Below are 19634 nucleotides of genomic sequence, written 5' to 3'. Positions count from 1 at the left end.
CTCCCGGCACCGGCCCACCCCCGCGCTCCCCGTACTCGGCGGCGCACGCCCGGGAACGGCCGACGCACCGGCGCGGGAGGCCAACACACCGGCGCGGACGGCCAACACGCCAGCGCGGGAGGCGAACACACCAACGGGAGCGGCGAACACACACACGCTGGACAGGAGAAAAACCGGGCGTCCGGTTACGGTGGGCAGGTGATCACCGACCGGTTCTTCTCGTCCTTCGAAGAGGGGGACCCGGTTCCCCGCACCGGGGTGGCCGGGAGCGGGCCGGAACGGTCACCGGCGGCGAAATCCGGCGCGGGGTTCACCGGCCTGCGGGCGCTGCGGTTCACCGGAGCCGACGGCGGCACGCTCTTCGACGTGGACCTCGCAACGGAGGAACACGACGAACTCAGCTACGTCGTCTTCCCCGACCGCGACCCGGAGTACACGAGCACGAAGACCTTCCTCGGCGTCGAGTTCGCCGACGGCGGCACGCTCACCGCCGCCCTCGACCCGAAAGCGCTCTATCCCGACCAGTGGAACCTCGTGCGGCGCCCGCTGCCGCCGGGCCGCCGGGTCCGCGCCATCACCCTCACCGCGCACGGCAGCGGCTGGATCGACGACGTGCGCATCGCGAACCGCACGCCCCGGAGCGGCGATGCCGTCGACTGGGTGCGCACCACCCGCGGCACTCACTCCAGCAACGAGTTCTCGCGGGGCAACACCTTCCCGGCCACCGCCGTCCCGCACGGGTTCAACTTCTGGACCCCGGTCACCGACAGCCATTCCACGACCTGGCTGTACGAGTACCACCGCCGCAACAACGCCGCCAACCGCCCGGTACTGGCCGGGTTCGCGCTCAGCCACCAGCCCAGCCCGTGGATGGGCGACCGGCACACGTTCCACGTCATCCCCGGCGGGCCGCTGGCGTTCGGGCACGAGAACGAGGCCGATCACCCCTACCAGTACGGCGTGGTCTTCGACAACGGCACCGCGGTCAACCTCGCCCCGGCCGACCACGCCGCGATGATCCACTTCGCGTTCGCCGCCGAGCCCACGGTTCGCTTTCACTGCGCGAAGGGCAGTGTCCGCGTCAGTCCGAAAGGGACGGTCACCGGCTACACCCGGGTCCGCAGCCGCCTTTCCACCGGCGCGCGGCGGATGTTCGTCTACGGCACGTTCGACCAGGAGGGCCGCCGCGACGGCCGGACGCTGACCTTCGACACGCCCACGGTGCGGCTGCGCCTCGGCACCTCGCTGATCAGTCTCGCGCAGGCCCGGCGCAACCTGGAGAACGAGATCCCGGCAGGCACGTCGTTCGAGACGGTCCGGGACAAGGCGCGCGACGCGTGGCAGGAGCTGCTCGGCCGGGTCGAACTGGAGGGCGCGACGGAGGATCAGCGCATCTCGTTCTACTCAGGGTTGTATCGCCTGTTCCTGTACCCGAACTCCGCGCACGAGAAGACGCCGAAGGGCCGCCGCCACGCCAGCCCGGTGCGCCGCCGCTGGTGGCCGAGCACCCGCCGCCGCACCGGCGCGAAGGTCGTCGACGGGCCGATGTCGGTGAACAACGGCTTCTGGGACACCTACCGCACCTGCTGGCCCGCGTACGCGCTGCTCTCGCCGAAGCGCTGCGGCGAGCTGATCGAGGGCTTCGTGCAGCAGTTCCGTGAAGGCGGCTGGATCGCGCGCTGGTCCTCCCCCGGCTACGCGAACCTCATGACCGGCACCAGTTCCGACGTCGCCTTCGCCGACGCATACCTCAAGGGCGTGCGAAACTTCGACGTCGAGGCGGCATACCAGGCGGCGCTGCGCAACGCGACCGTCCCGCCCGGGCACAAGGGCGTGGGCCGCAAGGGACTGGACACGTCGATCTTCCTCGGCTTCACCCCGTTGTCGACGCCGGAAGGGATGTCGTGGGCGCTGGAAGGCTGCGTCAACGACTTCGGCCTCGCCAACCTCGCCGAGGCGCTGGGCAAGACCGACGACGCCCGCTACTTCCGGCAGCGCGCCTTGAACTACGTGCACCACTTCGACGAGCGCACCGGGTTCTTCCAGGGCCGCCACCGCGACGGCCGCCGGCGCTGGACGCCCGAGGAGTACGACCCGGCGGTCTGGGGCTTCGACTACACCGAGACCGACGGCTGGAACATGGCCTTCACCGTGCCGCACGACGGCACCGGGCTGGCGAACCTGCTCGGCGGCCGCGCGGCGCTGGAGTCCAAACTGGACACTTTCTTCGCCACGCCCGAAACGGGGCGCGAGCCGGGGTCCTACGGCGGCATCATCCACGAGATGACCGAGGCGGCCGACCTGCGGCTGGGCCAGTACGGGCATTCGAACCAGCCCTCGCACCACATCCCGTTCCTCTATCACTACGCGGGCGCCCCGGCGAAAGCACAGGCGGTGGTGCGCGAGGTGCTTGAACGCTGTTACTCCGGCAGCGACATCGGCCAGGGTTACCCCGGCGACGAGGACAACGGCGAGATGTCCGCGTGGTACGTCTTCGCCACACTCGGGCTGTACCCGCTGGCCGTGGGCAGCCCGGTGTACCTGCTCGGCGCCCCGCTGTTCCCGCGCGCGAAAATCGCGCTGGAGAACGGGAAAACCCTGGAGATCACCGCCTCGGGGCACGGCCCGTACGTCGCCGGGCTGCGGGTGAACGGCGAGCCCAGCACGAGGCTGTGGATCACGCACGACGTGCTCACCGCGGGCGCGCGGCTGGAGTTCACGCTGGCCGGGGAACCCGCGCGCTGGGGCGAAGTTCCGCCGTCGCTCACAACCGGCGACACGCTCCCCCGCCCGCTCACCGACATCACCGAACCCCGGCACGGCAGGCTCTTCGACGACAGCAGCCGCACCCAGGTCACCTACACCGGCCCGGCCGCCACCATCCCGTACACAGTGGACGGTCCGGCGCTGCCGGTGGAGATCTACACCATCACCAGCGGGACCCGGGGTGCCCCGGCGGCGTGGGTGCTGGAAGGCTCTGACGACGGCAGGACCTGGCAGGTGCTGGACGAGCGCGACGGCGAGACGTTCACCTGGCACCGGCAGACGCGCCCGTTCGCGCTCGCCGAACCGGCCGCGCGCCGGCACTGGCGGCTGCGGGTCCTGCGCACGGACGGAAGGAGACTTTCCTTGGCGCAGTGGGAACTGCTGGCGCGGGAGCGGTGATGGACAGGTTCGCCAGGATGTGGGACCGCTTGCGGGACCGCCTCGTCGCCGCCGACCCCGGGCTGATCCGGCTGCGGCTGGCCGGGCTCGCGGTGGGCGGCATCGGCATCTCCATCCTCGTGATCGCGGGTCTGGGCCGCCCGATCCCGACGATCATGGTGGCCGGGATCGCGGCCATGCAGGCGGCGTTCAACGTCAACGACCGCACCCCCGGCAAGCAGGCGGTCACCCTCGTGCTGGCCTTCTGCTCGGGCGCGCTGTCGATGACGGTGGCGGCGTTCGGGTCCACCGCGCCGCCGCTGGACAGCATCCTGTTCGTCGTCCTGATCTTCTTCGCGGTGTACGCGCAACGCTTCGCGCCGCGGGGCAACGCGCTGGGCGCGCTCGCGTTCTTCATGTTCTTCTTCGCGATGTTCCTGCAACTCAAGCCCGCGCAGCTGCCGACGTTCCTCGAATCGCTGGCGATCGGGCTGGCGGCGAACGCGGTGATGCGGTTCGTCATCCTGCGCCGCAGGCCCGAACGCGAGCTGGTGCGCGTGCGCCGGGCGTTCCGCGCGCGGCTCGCCGCGGTCGCCCGCGGCGCGGCGGCGTACCTGGCGAGCGGCGGCTCGGACCGGCGCCGCGCCCAGCTGCTGCGCGCGGACTCGCGGCTACACGAAGCGGTGCTGATGATCGAGGACGCGATCGAGGACGTGCTGGAGCCGCCGTCGTCGGAACTGTTGCGGCGCCGGGCGATCGAGGTCGAGCTGGCGGCGCAGTGGCTGTCGCTGACCACCCGCCGCACCAACATGGAGAAGCTCTCCGACGAGACGCGCGACGAGCTCGTCGGCAACCTGCTGCGCTTCGAGTCGCTCATCGAGAACGATCCGCGCGCGCTGCCGGTGATCAGCGATACCGAGGAGTTCAGCAAGCTCCTGGTGGCGGGCAGCAGGCTCGACAAGAAGTCCCCCGGCGACGATCTGCGCCGCGCCATCGCCGAACTCGCCCTCGCCGACGTCAACGCTCAGCGCATCGCGCAGAACGACTACTCCGCCGAAGCCGAGCTGCCCGCGCACGAGGAGCCGGAGCGGAAGAAGATCTTCGCCTACGACAACCGCACCCGCAGCGCCATCCAGGCCACCATCGCGGGCGGGCTCGCCGTGCTCGGCGGCGAGCTGGTGTCGCACGCGCGGTGGTACTGGGCGGTGCTGACGGTGTTCGTGGTCTTCCTCAACACCAACACCACGGGCGCGACGTTCGTGAAGGGGTTCCGGCGGGTCACCGGCACGATGGTCGGGATCTTCGGCGGGATGCTGCTGGCCCTGCTCGTCACCGGCGACACCACCGCGACTCTCGTGCTGCTGCTGGTGTGCGTGTTCTGTCTCGTCTACACCGCGCGGGTTTCGCAGGTGGTGATGTCGTTCTTCATCACCTGCATGCTCGGCCTGCTCTACAGCCTCCTCGGCACGTTCACCTTCGAGGTGCTTTGGCTGCGCGTGGCCGAAACCGCCGTCGGCGCGGTCGCGGGCATCCTCGCCGCCATGGCCGTGCTGCCGGTGCGCACCCGCACCGTGCTGCGCTCGGACCTCGACGCGGTGCTCGACGACGTGACGGCTTTCGTGGAGCAGGTGGAGGTGCTGCTGTCGGGGCGGGAGAACGTGAACGTGATCGAACTCTCGCGGGAGCTGGACCGCTCCGTGGAAAAGGCGCGCACCACCATCGAACCGCTCACGCACCCGATGAGCCTGTCCAGCCGGCGGGACTACGGTTCCTACGTGCTCACGGCCCTGGACCGGATTTCGTTCCGCGCCCGGCACGTCGCCGCCCGCGCCGAGCCCGGGATGTTCGCCGGGCAGGAACGGCTGGAAGCGCTCACCGACCGCATCATCCACAACGTCGAAGTGCTGCGCGAGGCGATCGGTGAGGGCAGCACGCAGCAGAAGCTGGACCGCGACACTGAGACCCCGCTCACCCACGATTCCGACGATGCCCGGCAACGCTCCGTGCTGACCAGTCTCGGCCGCCTTGACGAGGGGATTGTCGCGCTGGGCAGGGTGTTCGAGGTGCCCACTACCGAATCGGTTCAGCCGAACGTGAGGCGACGCACCGAGTCGTCGCAGGCAGTGGCCGATAGAGTCACGAGCATCAGCGAAGAACCCGTCCGCAGGAGTACGCAATGACCCAAGCCCCCGTCAACGTCACCGTCACCGGCGCCGCCGGCCAGATCGGCTACGCGCTGCTGTTCCGCATCGCGTCCGGTCAGCTGCTCGGCCCGGACACCCCGGTGAAGCTGCGGTTGCTGGAGATCCCGCAGGCGGTCAAGGCGGCCGAGGGCACCGCGATGGAGCTCGAAGACGGGGCTTTCCCGCTGCTGGCGGGCACCGACATCTTCGACGATCCGAAGCAGGCCTTCTCCGGCGCCAACGTCGCGCTGCTGGTCGGCGCCCGCCCGCGCACGAAGGGCATGGAGCGTGGTGACCTGCTAGAGGCCAACGGCGGCATCTTCAAGCCGCAGGGCGAGGCCATCAACGCCGGTGCCGCCGAGGACATCAAGGTGCTCGTGGTCGGGAACCCGGCCAACACCAACGCGCTGATCGCCCAGTCCAACGCGCCCGACGTGCCCGCCGAGCGGTTCACCGCGATGACGCGCCTCGACCACAACCGCGCCGCCGCGCAGCTGGCGAAGAAGCTGGGTGTTTCGGTCGGTGACATCAAGAAGCTGACCATCTGGGGCAACCACTCCGCCACCCAGTACCCGGACCTGTTCCACGCCGAGGTCGCGGGCAAGAACGCCGCCGAGGCCGTGAACGACCAGAAGTGGCTGGAGGACGAGTTCATCCCGACCGTCGCCAAGCGGGGCGCCGCGATCATCGAGGCCAGGGGCGCGTCCTCGGCCGCGTCGGCCGCGTCCGCCGCAATCGACCACGTGTACACCTGGGTCAACGGCACCGAGGCCGGCAACTGGACCTCGATGGCCGTCCCGTCCGACGGTTCCTACGGCGTGCCGGAGGGCATCATCTCCTCCTTCCCGGTCACCACCGCGAACGGCAAGTACGAGATCGTGCAGGGCCTGGAGATCGACGAGTTCTCCCGCGGCAAGATCGACGCCTCGGTCCAGGAACTGGTCGAGGAGCGCGACGCCGTCCGCAAGCTCGGCCTGGTCTGAGTTCCGCCGGAAGTCACAGGAAGCCCGGTCCCTGGTGGGGGGACCGGGCTTTCTTTTTTGGGGGTTTTTGTTTTATGACAACAAACTGACACCCGGCAACGCGAAGCGAGCCACCCCACCGACCACACCCCACCATCGCCCCGATCCCCAACCGTCCCTTGGGAACACTCACGGATCGGGGCGGTGGTGGGGTGCACCCAGCGCGCCCTGCGCGCGTCCCTTGCTGCCTCAACCCGCACCGAGCAGCGCGAAGAAAACCGAAAAACCGAAAGAAAAAGACCCCTCGCCGGGAGGCAGGCTCCAGGATGAAGGGGGTCCGTAGCTCGGGTTCAGCTCCGAGCGTGGTTGGGAAGTGGAGTTGGGTGGACCGCTGGCGCGGTCCACCCCCGTTCGATGCTCGTCCGGCTGGTGTCTTAGGCCCCTGTCAGGCCCCGTCGTTCCAGCAGCGGTGCGATTTCCGGGTCCCTGCCCCGGAAGTCGCGGAAGGCTTGCATCGAGTCGATGCTTCCGCCGCGGCTGAGGAGCGTCTTGCGGAAGTGGTCGCCGTTGGCGCGGGTCAGGCCGCCGTTCTCCTTGAACCATTCCACGGTGTCGGCGTCGAGCACTTCGCTCCAGATATACGAGTAATACCCGGCCGAATAACCGCCGCTGAAAATGTGCGCGAAATACGTGCTGCGGTAGCGCGGCGGTATGACTGCCAGCGCCACGCCCGCCTTTTCCAGCGCGGCCGACTCGAAGGCCACGGCATCCGAAAGGTCGTCGTCCGGGCTGATCGTGTGCCACGCCTGATCGAGCAGGGACGCGGCGAGGTACTCCGTGGTGTCGTGGCCCTGGCCGTACTGCGCCGACTCCCGCAGTTTCTCCACCAGCCGCTGCGGCAGCGGCTCACCGGTGCGGTAGTGCTTGGCGTAGTTGGCCAGCACCTCCGGCCACAGCATCCACATCTCGTTGACCTGCGAGGGATACTCGACGAAGTCCCGCGGCACGCTGGTGCCCGAGAAGTACGGGTACCGCACGTCCGAGAGCAGAGCATGCAACGCGTGCCCGAACTCGTGGAACGCGGTGACCACCTCGTCGAAAGTGAGCAGGGTCGGCTCACCATCGGGCGGGCGCGAGATGTTGAGGTTGTTCACCACCACGGTCCGCTCGCCCAGCAGGCGCGACTGGTCGACGAAGGTGTTCATCCACGCGCCACCGCGCTTGGAGTCACGCGTGTAGTAGTCGCCGAGGAACAGCCCGCGCGGGGTGCCGTCGGCGTCGGTCACCTCGAACACCCGCACTTCGGGGTGGTAGACCGGCAGATCGTGCCGCTCGGTGAAGTTCAGGCCGTACAACTTGTTCGCGGCGAAGAAGACCCCGTCCCGCAGCACACGGTCCAGCTCGAAGTACGGGCGCAGGGTGGCTTCGTCGATGTCGTAACGGGCCTTGCGCACGCGTTCGCCATAGAACGCCCAGTCCCACGGCTCGAGCTTCGCGCCCGGCAGGTCCTGCTCCAGAAACCGTTGCAGCTCTTCGGCATCCCGCTTCGCGTTGGCCACCGCGGCCGGGGCGAGCCGCTCCAGCAGGCCGATCGCGGTGTCCGCGGTGTGCGCCGTCTGATCGGAGATCACGTACCCGGCATGGTGCGGGTAGCCCAGCAGCCGGGCGCGTTCGGCCCGCAGGCTAGCGATCCTCGTCAGCACGCCCTTGTTGTCGTTGGCGTTGTCGCGGTTGCCCCGCGAGATCGACGCGCGGAACAGCCGTTCGCGCAGCGCGCGGTTCTCCAGGGAACCCAGCAGCGGCTGGGAAGTGGGCAGATTCAGGCTGAGCAGGTACCGGCCGTCGACGGCCCGCGAAATCGCCGCTTCCCGTGCGGCCGCGATGGTCTCCGGGGCGAGCCCAGCGAGCTCGGCTTCGTCGTCGACCACGACGGCGAGCTCGTTGGTGTCGCGCAGCAGGTTCTCCTGGAACGTGGTGCTCAGCTTCGACAGTTCCTCGTTGAGCTCACGCAACCGCTGCTGGTCCCCCGGCGGCAGCCCGGCGCCGGCCCGCTGGAAATCCGTGTGCCTGCGCTCCAGCAGCCACGCCGAATCCGGCTCCAGGCCAAGGGAATCCCGCTGTTCGTACAGCGCGCGGATCCGCGCGTAGAGCCGCGGGTCGAGGTGGATGGCGTCGTGGTGCGCGGCGAGCTTCGGGGCGATCTCGGCCTGCAGCCCCTGCCGCGCGGGGTTGGTGTCGGAGGAGGTGAGGTTGAAGAACACCGCCGAAACCCGGTTCAGCAACCTGCCGGCGCGTTCCAGCGCGACGAGCGTGTTCTCCACCGTCGGCGGCTCGGGGTCGGTCGCGATCTTCTCGAGTTCAGCGCGGTGCCCGGCGAGCCCCGCTTCGAAGGCGGGGCCGAAGTCCGCGTCGGCGATGCGGTCGAACGGCGGCAGTCCGTGGGGCAGGTCGCTCGCCAGCGCGAACGGGTTCTCCGAAGTCAGCGATTCGCTCACTGGTTGCCCTTTCGTCCCGTGGATCCCCCGACTTCCGCGTCGGAGGATGCCTTCTTCCTACCGCGCTGGGGCTTCGGCGGCACCACCCCGCCGAAATCCGAACTGTGATCATTGACGCGCAGCACGAACGGCCGGGTCTCGGTGTAGCGGACCACCGACACCGCCGCCGGGTCCACCACGATGCGCTGGAAGGAATCCAGGTGCTGCCCGAGCGCGTCGGCGATGATCGATTTCAGCACGTCACCGTGGCTGCACAGCAACCACACCGCGTGGTCCCCGTGCTCGGCGGTGATCCGCGCGTCGTGCTCGCGGACCGCCGTCACGGCCCTCGCCTGCATCGCCGCGAGCCCTTCGCCGCCAGGGAAGACCGCCGCGGACGGGTGCGCCTGCACCACCCGCCACAGCGGTTCCTTCACCAGCGTCTTCAGCTCCCGCCCCGTCCACTCGCCATAGTCCACTTCGGACACCCGCGGCTCGACCGTGCGCCCGAGCCCGCGCTCGGCCAGCAACGGCGCCACGGTCTGCTTGCAGCGCAGCAGCGGTGACACGACCGCCTCGGCCAGCGGCACCCCGGCCAGCCGGTCGATCAGCGCTTTCGCCTGCGCGCGGCCGGTTTCGTCGAGCCCCACCTTGGGGGTGCGGCCGGCCAGCACGCCGGAACCGTTGGCCGAGGACCGGCCGTGTCTGAGCAGGATGACGGTAGCCACGGGCGCCACTCTACGTGCCCGCTCACAGGGCGGGACCGGCGTTCGGGTCGAGCACGCCGGTGTAGATGAGCACGAACAGCGCGATGCCCAGCGCCACCCGGTAGATCACGAACGGCACGTAGCTCTTGGTCTTGATGAACTTCATCAGCCACGCGATCACCAGGTAGCCGACGCCGAACGCGACCAGGGTGGCCAGGATCGTCGGCCCCCACTGCGGGCTCTCGCCACCGCTGCCGATGTCGGTCAGCTTGTACAGCCCCGAACCGAAGACCGCGGGCACGGCCAGCAGGAACGCGTACTCGGTGGCGTCGGACCGCGTGTAGCCCAGCAGCAGCCCGGCGCTGACCGTGCCGCCGGAGCGCGACACCCCGGGCACGATCGCCAGCGCCTGCGCGAACCCGTAGGCGAGCCCGTGCGGCACCGTGAGGTGATCGAGATCGCGGTACTGCTTCCCGATCCGGTCGGCGACGAGCAGGATCATGCCGAACACGATCAGCATGGTCGCGGTGACCCGGAGATCGCGGAAGGCGTGGTCGATGGCGTCCTGGAAGAACAGGCCGAGCACGATGATCGGGATCGAGCCGACGATGATCAGCCAGCCCAGCCTGGCGTCCGGGTGCCCGCGCCAGTCCCTTTTGTACAGCGAGAAGAACCAGGCGACGAGGATCCGCCCGATCTTCGGCGCGAAGTAGAGGATCACCGCGAGCTCGGTGCCGATCTGGGTCACGGCGGTGAACGCCGCGCCGGGGTCGTCCCAGCCCGCCAGCGCGGCGGTGATGCGCAGGTGCGCGCTGGAGGAGATCGGCAGGAACTCGGTCAGGCCCTGCACCAGGCCGAGGATGATGGCTTCGAACCAGCCCATGCTCACCGAGCCTTCGTCGGATTAAGTCTGATTTGCACGGTGGGTGAGGGTATCGGCCGGTTGCGCCGCGCCGACCGCCCGCCTTGGTCAAACTCTCGATCACCGAACGTTAGTCTGCTGATTCATGGAGAAGCGACAGCTCGGCCGTTCGGGACTCCGCGTCTCCAGGATGGCGCTCGGCACCATGAGCTGGGGCGGCGAGACCGACGCGGAGGAGGCGGCGAGCCAGCTCGTCGCCTTCGTCGACGCCGGGGGCACCCTGGTCGACACCGCGGACATCTACGCCGACGGGGAGGGCGAGCGGATCCTGGGGTCGCTGCTGGGGGACCTCGTGCCGAGGGACGACATCGTGCTGGCCACGAAGGCCGTCGCGCGGCGCACGGACGGGCCGTTCGGCGGCGGCGCCTCCCGCGGCGCGCTGCTGAGCGCGCTGGACGGGTCGTTGCGCCGCCTGGGCGTCGACCACATCGACCTGTGGCAGCTGCACGCCTGGGACGAGACCGTGCCCATCGCGGAGACGCTGTCCGCGCTCGAATACGCGGTCACGTCCGGCAAAGTGCGCTACGTGGGCGTCTCGAACTACGCGGGCTGGCAGCTGGCCACCGCCGCGGCCGGTTCGGCGTTCGTGTCCTCGCTGGTGTCCGCGCAGGCCGAGTACTCGCTCGTCGAACGCGGCGTCGAGCGCGAAGTCGTGCCGGCCGCGCTGCACCACGGGATCGGGCTGCTGCCGTGGGCGCCGCTGGGCCGGGGCGTGCTGACCGGCAAGTACCGCACCGGCACCCCGGCCGACTCGCGTGGCGCGTCCGCGACGTATGCCGGGTACGTGGAGCAGCACCGCACGGATCGCGCCGCCCGGATCGTCGAGGCGGTGTCCACGGCGGCCGACGGGCTCGGCACGTCACCCCTCGTGGTGGCGCTCGCCTGGGTGCGGGACCGGCCGGGCGTGGTGGCGCCCGTGGTCGGCGCCCGCGACACCGGCCAGCTCACAGGTTCTCTCGCGGCGGAGGAGATCTCCCTGCCGCGAGCCATCAAGGCCGCGCTCGACGACGTGAGCGCCATCCAGTTCGGTTACCCGGAGCGGTGGCCCAAGTGACAAGCAGGTGACACAGACGTGACGTGGCGGGCATTGTGGAGGATGCTGAGGTCGAATGCCGTGAGGTCCGGAGGTCGCGTGCGGAGGTCCGCCGTGGTGGTTGCGCTGCCGCTGACGTGTGCGCTGCTCGCCTCGGGCTGCTCCGGCAAGTCCGGTGGCGGCGATGACGACCTCCAGATCGTGGCGAATCCGGTGGCCGCCACGGCCCCGGCGTCGCCCCAGCCCACCGTTCCCCCGGCCGGAACGGTGCTGGGTTCCTCCGGCGTCAAGGCGATGGCCACCGACGCGAGCAGCGGCACGCTGGTCGTCGCCGTGGACGGCGCGGTGCTGCTGTACCGGCTGGACGATCTTTCGGCCGCGCCGGCGCGGGTTCCGGTGAGCGGGGCCGTCGAGCAGCTGAGCGCGTCCGGCGGGCAGGCGCTGGCCACCATCCCGTCGCAGGGCAAGGTCACGCGCATCGCGCTGCCGTCCGGGCAGACCAGCGATCTCACGGTGGCCGGGCAGCCGGCGGACGCGGTGGCCGAGGGCGGGCAGACGCTCGTCGCGGTGCGGGACCGCAAGGCCGTCGAGGTCTTCGACGAGGGCGGCAAACCCGTCAAGACGATCGAAGGCGGGTTGTACAGCGCGGACGAGGTGCTGCAGGCGAACAACGGGCACACCGTGGTGCTGGACAGGCTCCGCACGGCGGTGTTCTCGGTCGACGTCGCGGGCGGTTCGGTCGGTGAAGGGCTGCGTGCGGGCGACGGCGCGACGAACGCGGTCGCGGACTCGTTCGGCCGCGTGCTGGTCACCGACACACGGGCGGGCGCACTGCTCGCGTTCTCCACGGACCCGTTGCTGCTGCGGCAGATGTACCCGGTGCCGGGCGGCGCGTACGCGATCGCCTACGACAGCGGGCGGAACCTCGCGTGGGTCACGCTGACCGGACGCAACGAGGTGGTGGGCTTCGACGTGAAGGGCGGCGAGCCGGTCGAGAAGTACCGCTTCGCCACCGTGCGCCAGCCGGATTCGGTCACCGTCGACGAGAAGACCTCCCGGGTCGTCGTCGGTTCGGCAACGGGAGAAGGGATCCAGGTGATCCAGCCATGATTCAGCAGGAGGCGGTGGTCGACGAAGACTGGGAGTACCGCCGGCTGCAGCTCCCGCCGGGCGTGTCCCGGCGTGCGGCCGCGACCCAGCTGTCCATCCACGCCGAGTTCGCGGGCTGGGAACTGTCGACGGTACGCCTGTACTCCGACGGCTCACGCCGCGTCTGGCTACGCCGCAAGCGGCGGCCCGCCGAAGTCGGGTACCTGGCGTCGTAAGCCCGGCGCCGCGCCGATTTGGGCGGGCGTGTTTGCCGCCCCCGCGGGCGAATTGGCCGCCCGCGTCGGCATGTTGGCTGCTCCCGCGGGCGTGTTGGCCGCCCGCGCCTGCGAGTTGGCCCGCGAGCCCCTGCGGACCGGCGAACTCGGCCGCCGGTCCGGCGAGCGCATCCCCACCACTGGCCAACACACGAACCCCGGCGGCCAACACATCCCCACCACCCGCCAACACACGCACGCGGGCGGCCAACATGCGTGGCGGCTGCCGCGGGCGCGCGGGGCGTGGCGTGGCGCGGGCGGCGCGGGCCGGGGCGGCGCGGAATGCTTAGCTGGCGCGGAAGAAGCGGTCCAGCACGCGCGTGCCGAACTCGAGGGCTTCCACCGGGACCCGCTCGTCCACGCCGTGGAACAGGGCCGAGAAGTCCAGGTCCGCCGGGAGCTTCAGCGGCGCGAAGCCGAAGTTCCGGATGCCCAGCGACTGGAACGATTTCGCGTCGGTCCCACCGGAAAGCATGTACGGCAGCGTTTTCGCGCCCGGGTCCTCCGCCAGCACCGCGGCGGTCATCGCGTCGACGATCGCGCCGTCGAAGGTGGTCTCGACCGGCGGGAGCTCCATCCACTCCTTCTCGATGTCCGGCCCGAGCAACTCCTCCAGCTCGCGGTCGAACGCCTCCAGCCTGCCCGGAAGGATGCGGCAGTCGACGGCCGCTTCGGCGAAGGACGGGATCACGTTCGACTTGTAGCCGGCCGTCAGCATCGTCGGGTTCGCGGTGTCGCGCAGCGTCGCGCCGATCATGCGGGAGATGTTGCCCAGCTTGGCGACCGCGCCGTCGAGGTCGTCCTCCGGGAAGTCCCAGCCGGTGATCTCGGTGACCCCGGCGAGGAACTCGCGCACGGAATCGGTCAGCACGAGCGGAAAGCGGTGGTTGCCCAGTTTCGCCACCGCCTCGGACAGTTTCGTGACCGCGTTGTCGCGGTGGATCATCGAGCCGTGCCCGGCGGTGCCGCGCACGCGCAGCTTCATCCAGCGGATGCCCTTCTCCGCCGTCTCGATGAGGTACGTGCGCACGCCGTCCTTGAACGTCACCGAGAAACCGCCGACCTCGCTGATCGCCTCGGTGGCGCCTTCGAACAGGTCGGGCCGGTGGTCCACCAGCCATTGCGCGCCGAACTTCCCGCCGGCCTCCTCGTCGGCGAGGAAGGCGAAGATGATGTCGCGCGGCGGAACCACGCCCGCGAGCTTGTAGTGGCGGGCCAGCGCGAGCGTCATGCCGACCATGTCCTTCATGTCGACGGCGCCGCGGCCCCACACGTACCCGTCCTGGATCGCGCCGGAGAACGGGTGCACCGACCATTCCGCGGGATCCGCGGGCACCACGTCGAGATGCCCGTGCACGAGCAGCGCGCCCCGCGAAGGGTCGGCGCCCGCCAGGCGGGTGATCACGTTGTGCCGGTTCTTACCGCCGGACTCGACGTACTCGATCTCGTAGCCGACTTCGGTGAGCTTCTCCGCGACGTACTCCGCCGCGGCCCGCTCGCCCACCAGCGTCTCGGGATCGCCGGTGTTCGTGGTGTCGATGCGCAGCAGCTCGCTGGTCAGGGTGACGGCCTCGGCAGCCGCGGTGTCGATCGTGCTCACCCCGCATTCCTATCACCTCAGCCCCCGAGCAGCCGCGTGATCCCATAGGCGAGCGCGGCCACCGCCGCGGCGGCCGGGAACGTCAGCAGCCAGCCCAGCACGATGTCCCGCGCCACGCCCCAGCGGACCGCGGACAGCCGCCGCGTCGCGCCGACGCCCATCACGGCCGACGTGATCACGTGCGTCGTGGAAACCGGCGCCTTGAAGGCGAACGCGGTGAGGTACAGCACCGAGGAACCGACCGCTTCCGCGACGAACCCGTGCGGTGGGTCGAGCGGGAACACCCGGCGCCCCAGGGTGCGCATGATCCGCAGCCCGCCGGAATAGGTGCCGAGGCTGAGCGAAACCGCGCAGAGCAGGGTGACCCACAGCGGCACCGTGAACTCCTGCTGCTCCCCCGCGGCCACCAGCGCGAGCACGATGATCCCCATGCCCTTCTGCGCGTCCTGCAGCCCGTGCCCGAGCGCGAGGCTGGCCGCCGAGACGATCTGCGCGCGGCGGAACGCGTGCCCGACGCGGTGCTGGTTGCGGTTCCGGAACAGCCACAGCACCGCGACCATCGCGAGGTAGCCGAACACCAGGCCGACCACGGGCGAAAGCACCATCGGGATGATCACCTTCTCCAGCACCCCGCCCCAGTGCACCGTGCCCGCGGCGGCCAGCGCGGCCCCGACGAGCCCGCCCACCAGCGCGTGCGAAGAGGACGAGGGCAGCCCGAAGTACCAGGTGATCAGGTTCCACGCCACGGCACCGATCAGCGCCGCGAACACCACGCTCAACGCGGCCGGGCCCGAGGGCGGGTCGATCAGTCCTTTGGCGACGGTGACGGCGACGCCGGTGCTCAGCAGCGCGCCGATGAGGTTCATCACCCCGGCGAGGATCAGCGCCGCGCGCAACGAGAGCGCCCGGGTGGACACCGCGCTGGCGATCGCGTTGGACGCGTCGTGGAAACCGTTGGTGTAATCGAAAAAGACCGTGAGCAGGATGACGACGACGAGCGCGGCCGTGCCGGTCATCAGGATTCCTTGACCGCGATGGTCTGGACCACATCCGCGACGTGCTCGAAGGAGTCCGCCGCCGACTCCAGCCGGTCGATCACCTCCTTGGTCTTGAGCACGGTCAGCGGGTCCGCGCCGTTGTTGAACAGGTACGCGAGCAGCCGCCGGTAGACGCCGTCGGCCTCGTCCTCGATCGAGTTCGCCTCCCGCCAGAACGGCGCGAGCTCGGTGACCTTGCGCAGCCCCGGCATCGCCCCGGCGGTCAGGTCCGCGGCGCGGCACAGCAGTTCGACGAGCTTTTCCACCCCGGGCGGGAAGTCCCCGATCTGGTACAGCACCGCAAGGTCGGCGGCCTCGTCCATCTCGTCGAGCACGTCGTCGAGGCGCGCGGCGAGGATGCCGATGTCCTGCCGGTCGAACGGGGTGATGAAGGAAGTGTTGAGGGTCAGCATGATCTCGTGCGTGACGTCGTCGCCGGCGTTCTCGATCTCGTGCATCCGGGCCGCGATCGGCCCGCGCTCCCCCGGCGGCGCGGCGACGAGTTCGCTGAGCAGCTTGGCGCCCGTCACGAGGTTCGTAGCGGCCTGGGTGAGCAGTTCGAAGAACCGGTTGTCCCGGGGCGTCAAACGCACGGAGGTCCCTTCGTCGTTAACCTTCCGTGCACCCTAACGCCCACTCCCGTCCACTCGGGAACTTACCCGGCGAGTGTCGTTCAGGGCTCCAGGCGCGGCTTGCCGGAGCGCTCGATCCGTTGCCGCGCAACACGCGGCACGCGCCAGTCCAGCCGCGCGCCCGCGCTGCGCTCCAGCTTGGCCAGTACCCCGCGCGCGGCGGCGAACGCGGCTTCCTGTTCGGCCGGGGTCGACCCGCCCTCGGCGAGTTCGAGCAGTTTGATGCCCTGGGCGATCAACGCCCGTTCCTCCGCGGTGAACCGGGAGGCCCGCAGCTTCTCGGCGGCTTCCTTGGCCGCCTCCCACGCCTGCACGGCGTTGCCCGCCGCCTGAACGAACTGGCGCGCCATCTGCTCGGGCGGGAACTCGTCGGTGTGCAGGGCCATCGCCTCGTGGAAGGTGTCGATGAACCGGCCCGTGGACGGCACCGCCGGATCGGCGAGCGCGGGCAGCCGGAGCACCTGGAGCGGATCCGACTCGTAGGCGCCGTACTCCCCCGCCACCTTGGCGTAGCGCTCCTTGGCGGCCGACCAGCGCGTGCGCAGGGAAGCCCCGGGCGCGACCGGGCCGGGCACGCCCGGACGGCGCTGCCCGGGCTGCGGGTGCATCCGCCAGCGCCGGTACATCGCCGCGCGCGAGCGCATCGACACGATCACCCACATCAGCACGATGACCGGCCACAGCAGTGGCCCGAGATCCTGAAACGGCGACATGGCGCCTCCTCACACACGGCCGGCACCCTCCATCATGCGCCCGCCCGGCTGAGATTCCCGTGCGCCGCAAGGGAAAACGATCATCGCGTACCGGGCGCGGGGCGGACATCCGGTGCGAAAGCACCGGGCCGAACGGCCCTACCGGGTACCGGACGCCCAGGTCATCGTGGCGGCTGGGGTTTCCGCGTGCGAGGAGACACGATGGATCTGTCCGGCCTCGAGAACGTGGACCCGGAGGAGTGCTTCCGCCTGCTGGCCCAGGTGGACGTGGGGCGGGTGGTGTTCACGATCCGCGGGTTGCCCGCCGTGCAGCCGGTGCGGTACGCGCTGTGGGAGGAGGCCGTGTGGTTCCTGGCGCGCGCGGACAGTGACCTGTTCGGCGCCGCCCAGGACGGTGTGGTGGCCTTCGAGATCGACCATTTCGACGCCGGGCTGCGGACCGGCTGGTGGGTGACCGTGCTGGGCAGGGCCGCCGCGGTGCCCGGCCGTGACCTGCCGCGGCGGCTGCCCGGGTTATCCTGGCAGCTGCCATTGCCCGCGGATGTGCGGTGTGTCCGGATCCCGGTCGAGGTCGTGTCCGGGCGCAAGGTGGCGCGCTGAGCGCAGGGCGCTCCGGCCAGGGGAGTTCCAGTGATCGAAACCAGCACCCGCGCGCTGCTGGACGCCGTGGCGGGGATCGCGGCGGACCTGGACCTGCCCGCCGTGCTGCGCCGCGTCGTCGAGTCGGCGCGCGCGCTCACCGGCGCCGGCCACGGCGTGCTCGCGGTGCTGGGTGAGCAGGAACGGTTCGCCGAGGTCGTGCAGTCCGGCGGCCACGCCGAGTACGCCACCGCCGCCGATCTCCCGGACGGGCCCGAGGCGCTCGCCGTAGCGGTGCAGGTCCGCGACAAGGTCTACGGCAGGCTGTGCCTCACCGGCAAGGACGACGGCTTCACGGCTCAGGACCACGACCAGGTGGCCGCGCTCGCCGCGGCGGCCGGGGTCGCGATCGACAACGCGACGCTGTACGAAGAGGCGTTGCGGCGTGAGCGCTGGCGCGCGGCGTCCCAGCAGCTGACGGCCGCGCTGCTGACCGGCGAGGACAGCGGGAAGACGTTGCACACCATCGCCGAGCGGGCCCGCCAGGTCGCCAACGCCTCCGGCGCCGCGATCGCCATGCCGAACGCGCAGGACCCGTCGACCCTGGTGTTCGAGGTGGTCGCCTCGCCCGAGCCGGGGCACCAGAAACTCGTGGGCGCCACGGTTCCGCTCGAAGGCACGGCCAGCGGGGTCGCGTTCTCCTCCGGCCAGCCCGTGGTGGTGCGCGAGTACGGCGGGTACGTGGTGCGGCAGCAGGCGGAGGCGATCCCGGCGATGCCGGTGAACGTGAGCTCGCTGGACTCGGCGGTGGTGGTGCCGATGATCGTCGGCGCGGACACGCTCGGCGTCCTGCTGGTCACCAAGTTCCGCGACACCGCGCCGTTCACCGACGCGGAGGTGGACCTGATCCAGGACTTCGCCGGGCACGCGGCGCTGGCCGTGGAGTTCGCCAGGGCCGAGGGCGACCGGCGGCGGCTGGCGGTGTTCGAGGACCGGGACCGGATCGCGCGCGACCTGCACGACCTGGTGATCCAGCGGCTGTTCGCGGTCGGGCTGGGGCTGGAAAGCCTGCGCAAGGTGACCCCGGACGAGCAGATCGCGGAGCGCGTGGCGGGGTTCGTGCGCGAGCTCGACCGCACGATCCGCGACGTGCGCAACAGCATCTTTTCCTTGCAGGAGCCCGCGGAGGCGCACGCCGGGGTGCGCTCGGATCTGCTGCGGATGGCGCAGGACAGCTCCGGGATGCTCGGTTTCGAGCCGCGCATCAGCTTCGACGGGCCGCTCGACGCCGCGGTCACCGGGCCCGTGCGGACGGATCTGCTCGCCACCGTCCGCGAAGCGCTGTCGAACGTCGCCCGGCACGCGGAGGCGAAGGCGGTGTCGGTGGACGTGGCGGTGGACTCGGCGGGCCGGCGGCTGACGGTGCGCGTCACCGATGACGGGAGCGGTCCCGGCGCGGGGCCGGACGGCGGGCTGACGAGCCTGCGCAGGCGCGCGGACCGGTGGAATGGGACGTTGACGGTGAACGCGGGTGAGCACGGCGGCACGGTGCTGGCGTGGACGGCCGAACTGCCGCGGGCGGAGGGTGCGCGATGACGATCTCGGTGTTCCTGCTCGACGACCACGAAGTCGTGCGCGCCGGGCTGAAAACGTTGCTGGAGGCCGAAAACGACCTGCGCGTCGCGGGCGAGGCGGCCACCGCGGCGGAGGCGATGGCGCGGATCCCGGCCGTGCGGCCGGACGTCGCGATCCTGGACAACCGGCTGCCCGACGGGGACGGCGTGACGGTGTGCCGCGAGATCCGCGACCTGCTCGATCCGCCGCCGGGCTGCCTGATGCTGACGTCCTACTCGGATGACGAGGCGTTGTTCGGCGCGGTGCTGGCCGGCGCGGCGGGGTATCTGCTCAAGCAGGTTTCGGGGTCGAACCTGGTGGACGCGGTCCGCACGATCGCCGCCGGTGGCTCATTGCTGGACCCGGGCCTGGCCGCCGCCGTGCGAACGCGAATGCGCGGCGACGAGCCCGATCCGCGGTACGACCAGCTGAGCCCGCAGGAGCGGCGGGTGCTGGAGCTGATCGCCGCGGGGCTGACCAACAGGCAGATCGCGCAGCGGCTGTACCTGGCGGAGAAGACGATCAAGAACTACGTGTCCTCGCTGCTGCACAAGCTGGGCTTCGAGCGCCGCACCGAGGCGGCCGTGTACCTGGCCAACCGGCGGCGCCGGGGTTGAGTTGGGCCGCGGTGGCTGCGTGGTGGGGAGTCGGGGTGGCGCTGGGGATCGAG

The 19634-nt window shown here is 70.5% G+C and carries 16 protein-coding genes; 9 read left to right on the top strand and 7 right to left on the bottom strand.

What is annotated here, in order from left to right:
- Positions 1-198 precede the first annotated feature (198 nt).
- The 3 genes from FPZ12_RS41880 to FPZ12_RS41870 are packed head-to-tail and all read left to right on the top strand — an operon-like array spanning position 199 to position 6310.
- Complete coding sequence (locus tag FPZ12_RS41880) at positions 199-3165, top strand: GH92 family glycosyl hydrolase (RefSeq protein ID WP_424923700.1); 2967 nt, start codon at positions 199-201, stop codon at positions 3163-3165.
- A complete protein-coding gene (locus FPZ12_RS41875; protein ID WP_243770303.1) occupies positions 3165-5324 on the top strand; it encodes an FUSC family protein in 2160 nt (719 codons plus the stop codon). Before FPZ12_RS41880 ends, FPZ12_RS41875 begins: the two co-directional genes overlap by 1 nt.
- The gene (locus tag FPZ12_RS41870; protein ID WP_144761057.1) at positions 5321-6310 is read left to right on the top strand and encodes a malate dehydrogenase; all 990 of its coding nucleotides are present in this window, start codon (positions 5321-5323) and stop codon (positions 6308-6310) included. The genes FPZ12_RS41875 and FPZ12_RS41870 overlap by 4 nt, the downstream gene beginning before the upstream one ends.
- 413 nt (positions 6311-6723) lie before the next feature.
- On the opposite strand, the gene FPZ12_RS41865 is transcribed toward FPZ12_RS41870, so the two are convergent.
- Genes FPZ12_RS41865 through FPZ12_RS41855 form a run of 3 tightly spaced genes read right to left on the bottom strand, consistent with a single transcriptional unit; the run spans position 6724 to position 10353 of the window.
- Positions 6724-8784 (bottom strand): M3 family metallopeptidase, encoded by a 2061-nt coding sequence (locus FPZ12_RS41865; RefSeq protein ID WP_243770302.1) that lies wholly within the window; start codon positions 8782-8784, stop codon positions 6724-6726.
- Positions 8781-9491 (bottom strand): histidine phosphatase family protein, encoded by a 711-nt coding sequence (locus FPZ12_RS41860; protein ID WP_144761054.1) that lies wholly within the window; start codon positions 9489-9491, stop codon positions 8781-8783. The genes FPZ12_RS41865 and FPZ12_RS41860 overlap by 4 nt, the downstream gene beginning before the upstream one ends.
- 22 nt (positions 9492-9513) lie before the next feature.
- Positions 9514-10353 carry an undecaprenyl-diphosphate phosphatase gene (locus tag FPZ12_RS41855; protein ID WP_144761051.1) on the bottom strand — a complete coding sequence of 280 codons (840 nt, stop codon included), beginning with the start codon at positions 10351-10353 and terminating at the stop codon, positions 9514-9516.
- A 124-nt stretch (positions 10354-10477) separates the two neighbouring features.
- Here FPZ12_RS41855 and FPZ12_RS41850 point away from each other — a divergent pair, with 124 nt between their 5' ends.
- From FPZ12_RS41850 to FPZ12_RS41840, 3 genes are all read left to right on the top strand, one after another.
- Complete coding sequence (locus tag FPZ12_RS41850; protein WP_166463086.1) at positions 10478-11446, top strand: aldo/keto reductase; 969 nt, start codon at positions 10478-10480, stop codon at positions 11444-11446.
- 78 nt (positions 11447-11524) lie between these two features.
- Complete coding sequence (locus tag FPZ12_RS41845) at positions 11525-12535, top strand: YncE family protein (RefSeq protein WP_144761490.1); 1011 nt, start codon at positions 11525-11527, stop codon at positions 12533-12535.
- Positions 12532-12750 (top strand): DUF5703 family protein, encoded by a 219-nt coding sequence (locus FPZ12_RS41840; protein WP_144761487.1) that lies wholly within the window; start codon positions 12532-12534, stop codon positions 12748-12750. The genes FPZ12_RS41845 and FPZ12_RS41840 overlap by 4 nt, the downstream gene beginning before the upstream one ends.
- A gap of 325 nt (positions 12751-13075) precedes the next feature.
- Here the strand turns inward: FPZ12_RS41840 and FPZ12_RS41835 are convergent, their stop codons facing one another.
- The 4 genes from FPZ12_RS41835 to FPZ12_RS41820 all read right to left on the bottom strand — a co-directional run bounded on the left by FPZ12_RS41835 (position 13076) and on the right by FPZ12_RS41820 (position 16771).
- Positions 13076-14389: a M20/M25/M40 family metallo-hydrolase gene (locus FPZ12_RS41835; RefSeq protein WP_144761484.1), complete on the bottom strand. Its 1314-nt coding sequence runs from the start codon at positions 14387-14389 to the stop codon at positions 13076-13078.
- A 17-nt stretch (positions 14390-14406) separates the two neighbouring features.
- Positions 14407-15405, bottom strand: a complete 999-nt coding sequence (locus FPZ12_RS41830) for an inorganic phosphate transporter (protein ID WP_144761480.1) — start codon at positions 15403-15405, stop codon at positions 14407-14409.
- Entirely contained in the window at positions 15405-16019 is a 615-nt protein-coding gene (locus tag FPZ12_RS41825; protein WP_144761477.1) for a DUF47 domain-containing protein, read from the bottom strand. Before FPZ12_RS41825 ends, FPZ12_RS41830 begins: the two co-directional genes overlap by 1 nt.
- An 80-nt stretch (positions 16020-16099) precedes the next feature.
- Entirely contained in the window at positions 16100-16771 is a 672-nt protein-coding gene (locus FPZ12_RS41820; protein WP_144761474.1) for a hypothetical protein, read from the bottom strand.
- Between the two features lie 201 nt (positions 16772-16972).
- On the opposite strand from FPZ12_RS41820, the gene FPZ12_RS41815 reads away from it, so the two are divergent.
- From FPZ12_RS41815 to FPZ12_RS41805, 3 genes are read left to right on the top strand one after another with little or no spacing between them, the layout of a single operon-like run.
- Positions 16973-17371, top strand: coding sequence for a pyridoxamine 5'-phosphate oxidase family protein (locus FPZ12_RS41815; protein ID WP_144761471.1), 399 nt, complete (start codon positions 16973-16975; stop codon positions 17369-17371).
- Between the two features lie 30 nt (positions 17372-17401).
- Positions 17402-18946 (top strand): GAF domain-containing sensor histidine kinase, encoded by a 1545-nt coding sequence (locus FPZ12_RS41810; protein WP_243770301.1) that lies wholly within the window; start codon positions 17402-17404, stop codon positions 18944-18946.
- Positions 18943-19581, top strand: a complete 639-nt coding sequence (locus tag FPZ12_RS41805; RefSeq protein WP_144761469.1) for a response regulator — start codon at positions 18943-18945, stop codon at positions 19579-19581. The genes FPZ12_RS41810 and FPZ12_RS41805 overlap by 4 nt, the downstream gene beginning before the upstream one ends.
- Positions 19582-19634 lie beyond the last annotated feature (53 nt).

It is taken from the genome of Amycolatopsis acidicola, from assembly GCF_007713735.2.
Lineage (GTDB): Bacteria > Actinomycetota > Actinomycetes > Mycobacteriales > Pseudonocardiaceae > Amycolatopsis_E > Amycolatopsis_E acidicola.
Note: the sequence above shows the minus strand (reverse complement) of the source record. Positions and strands in the feature narration are given on the sequence as shown.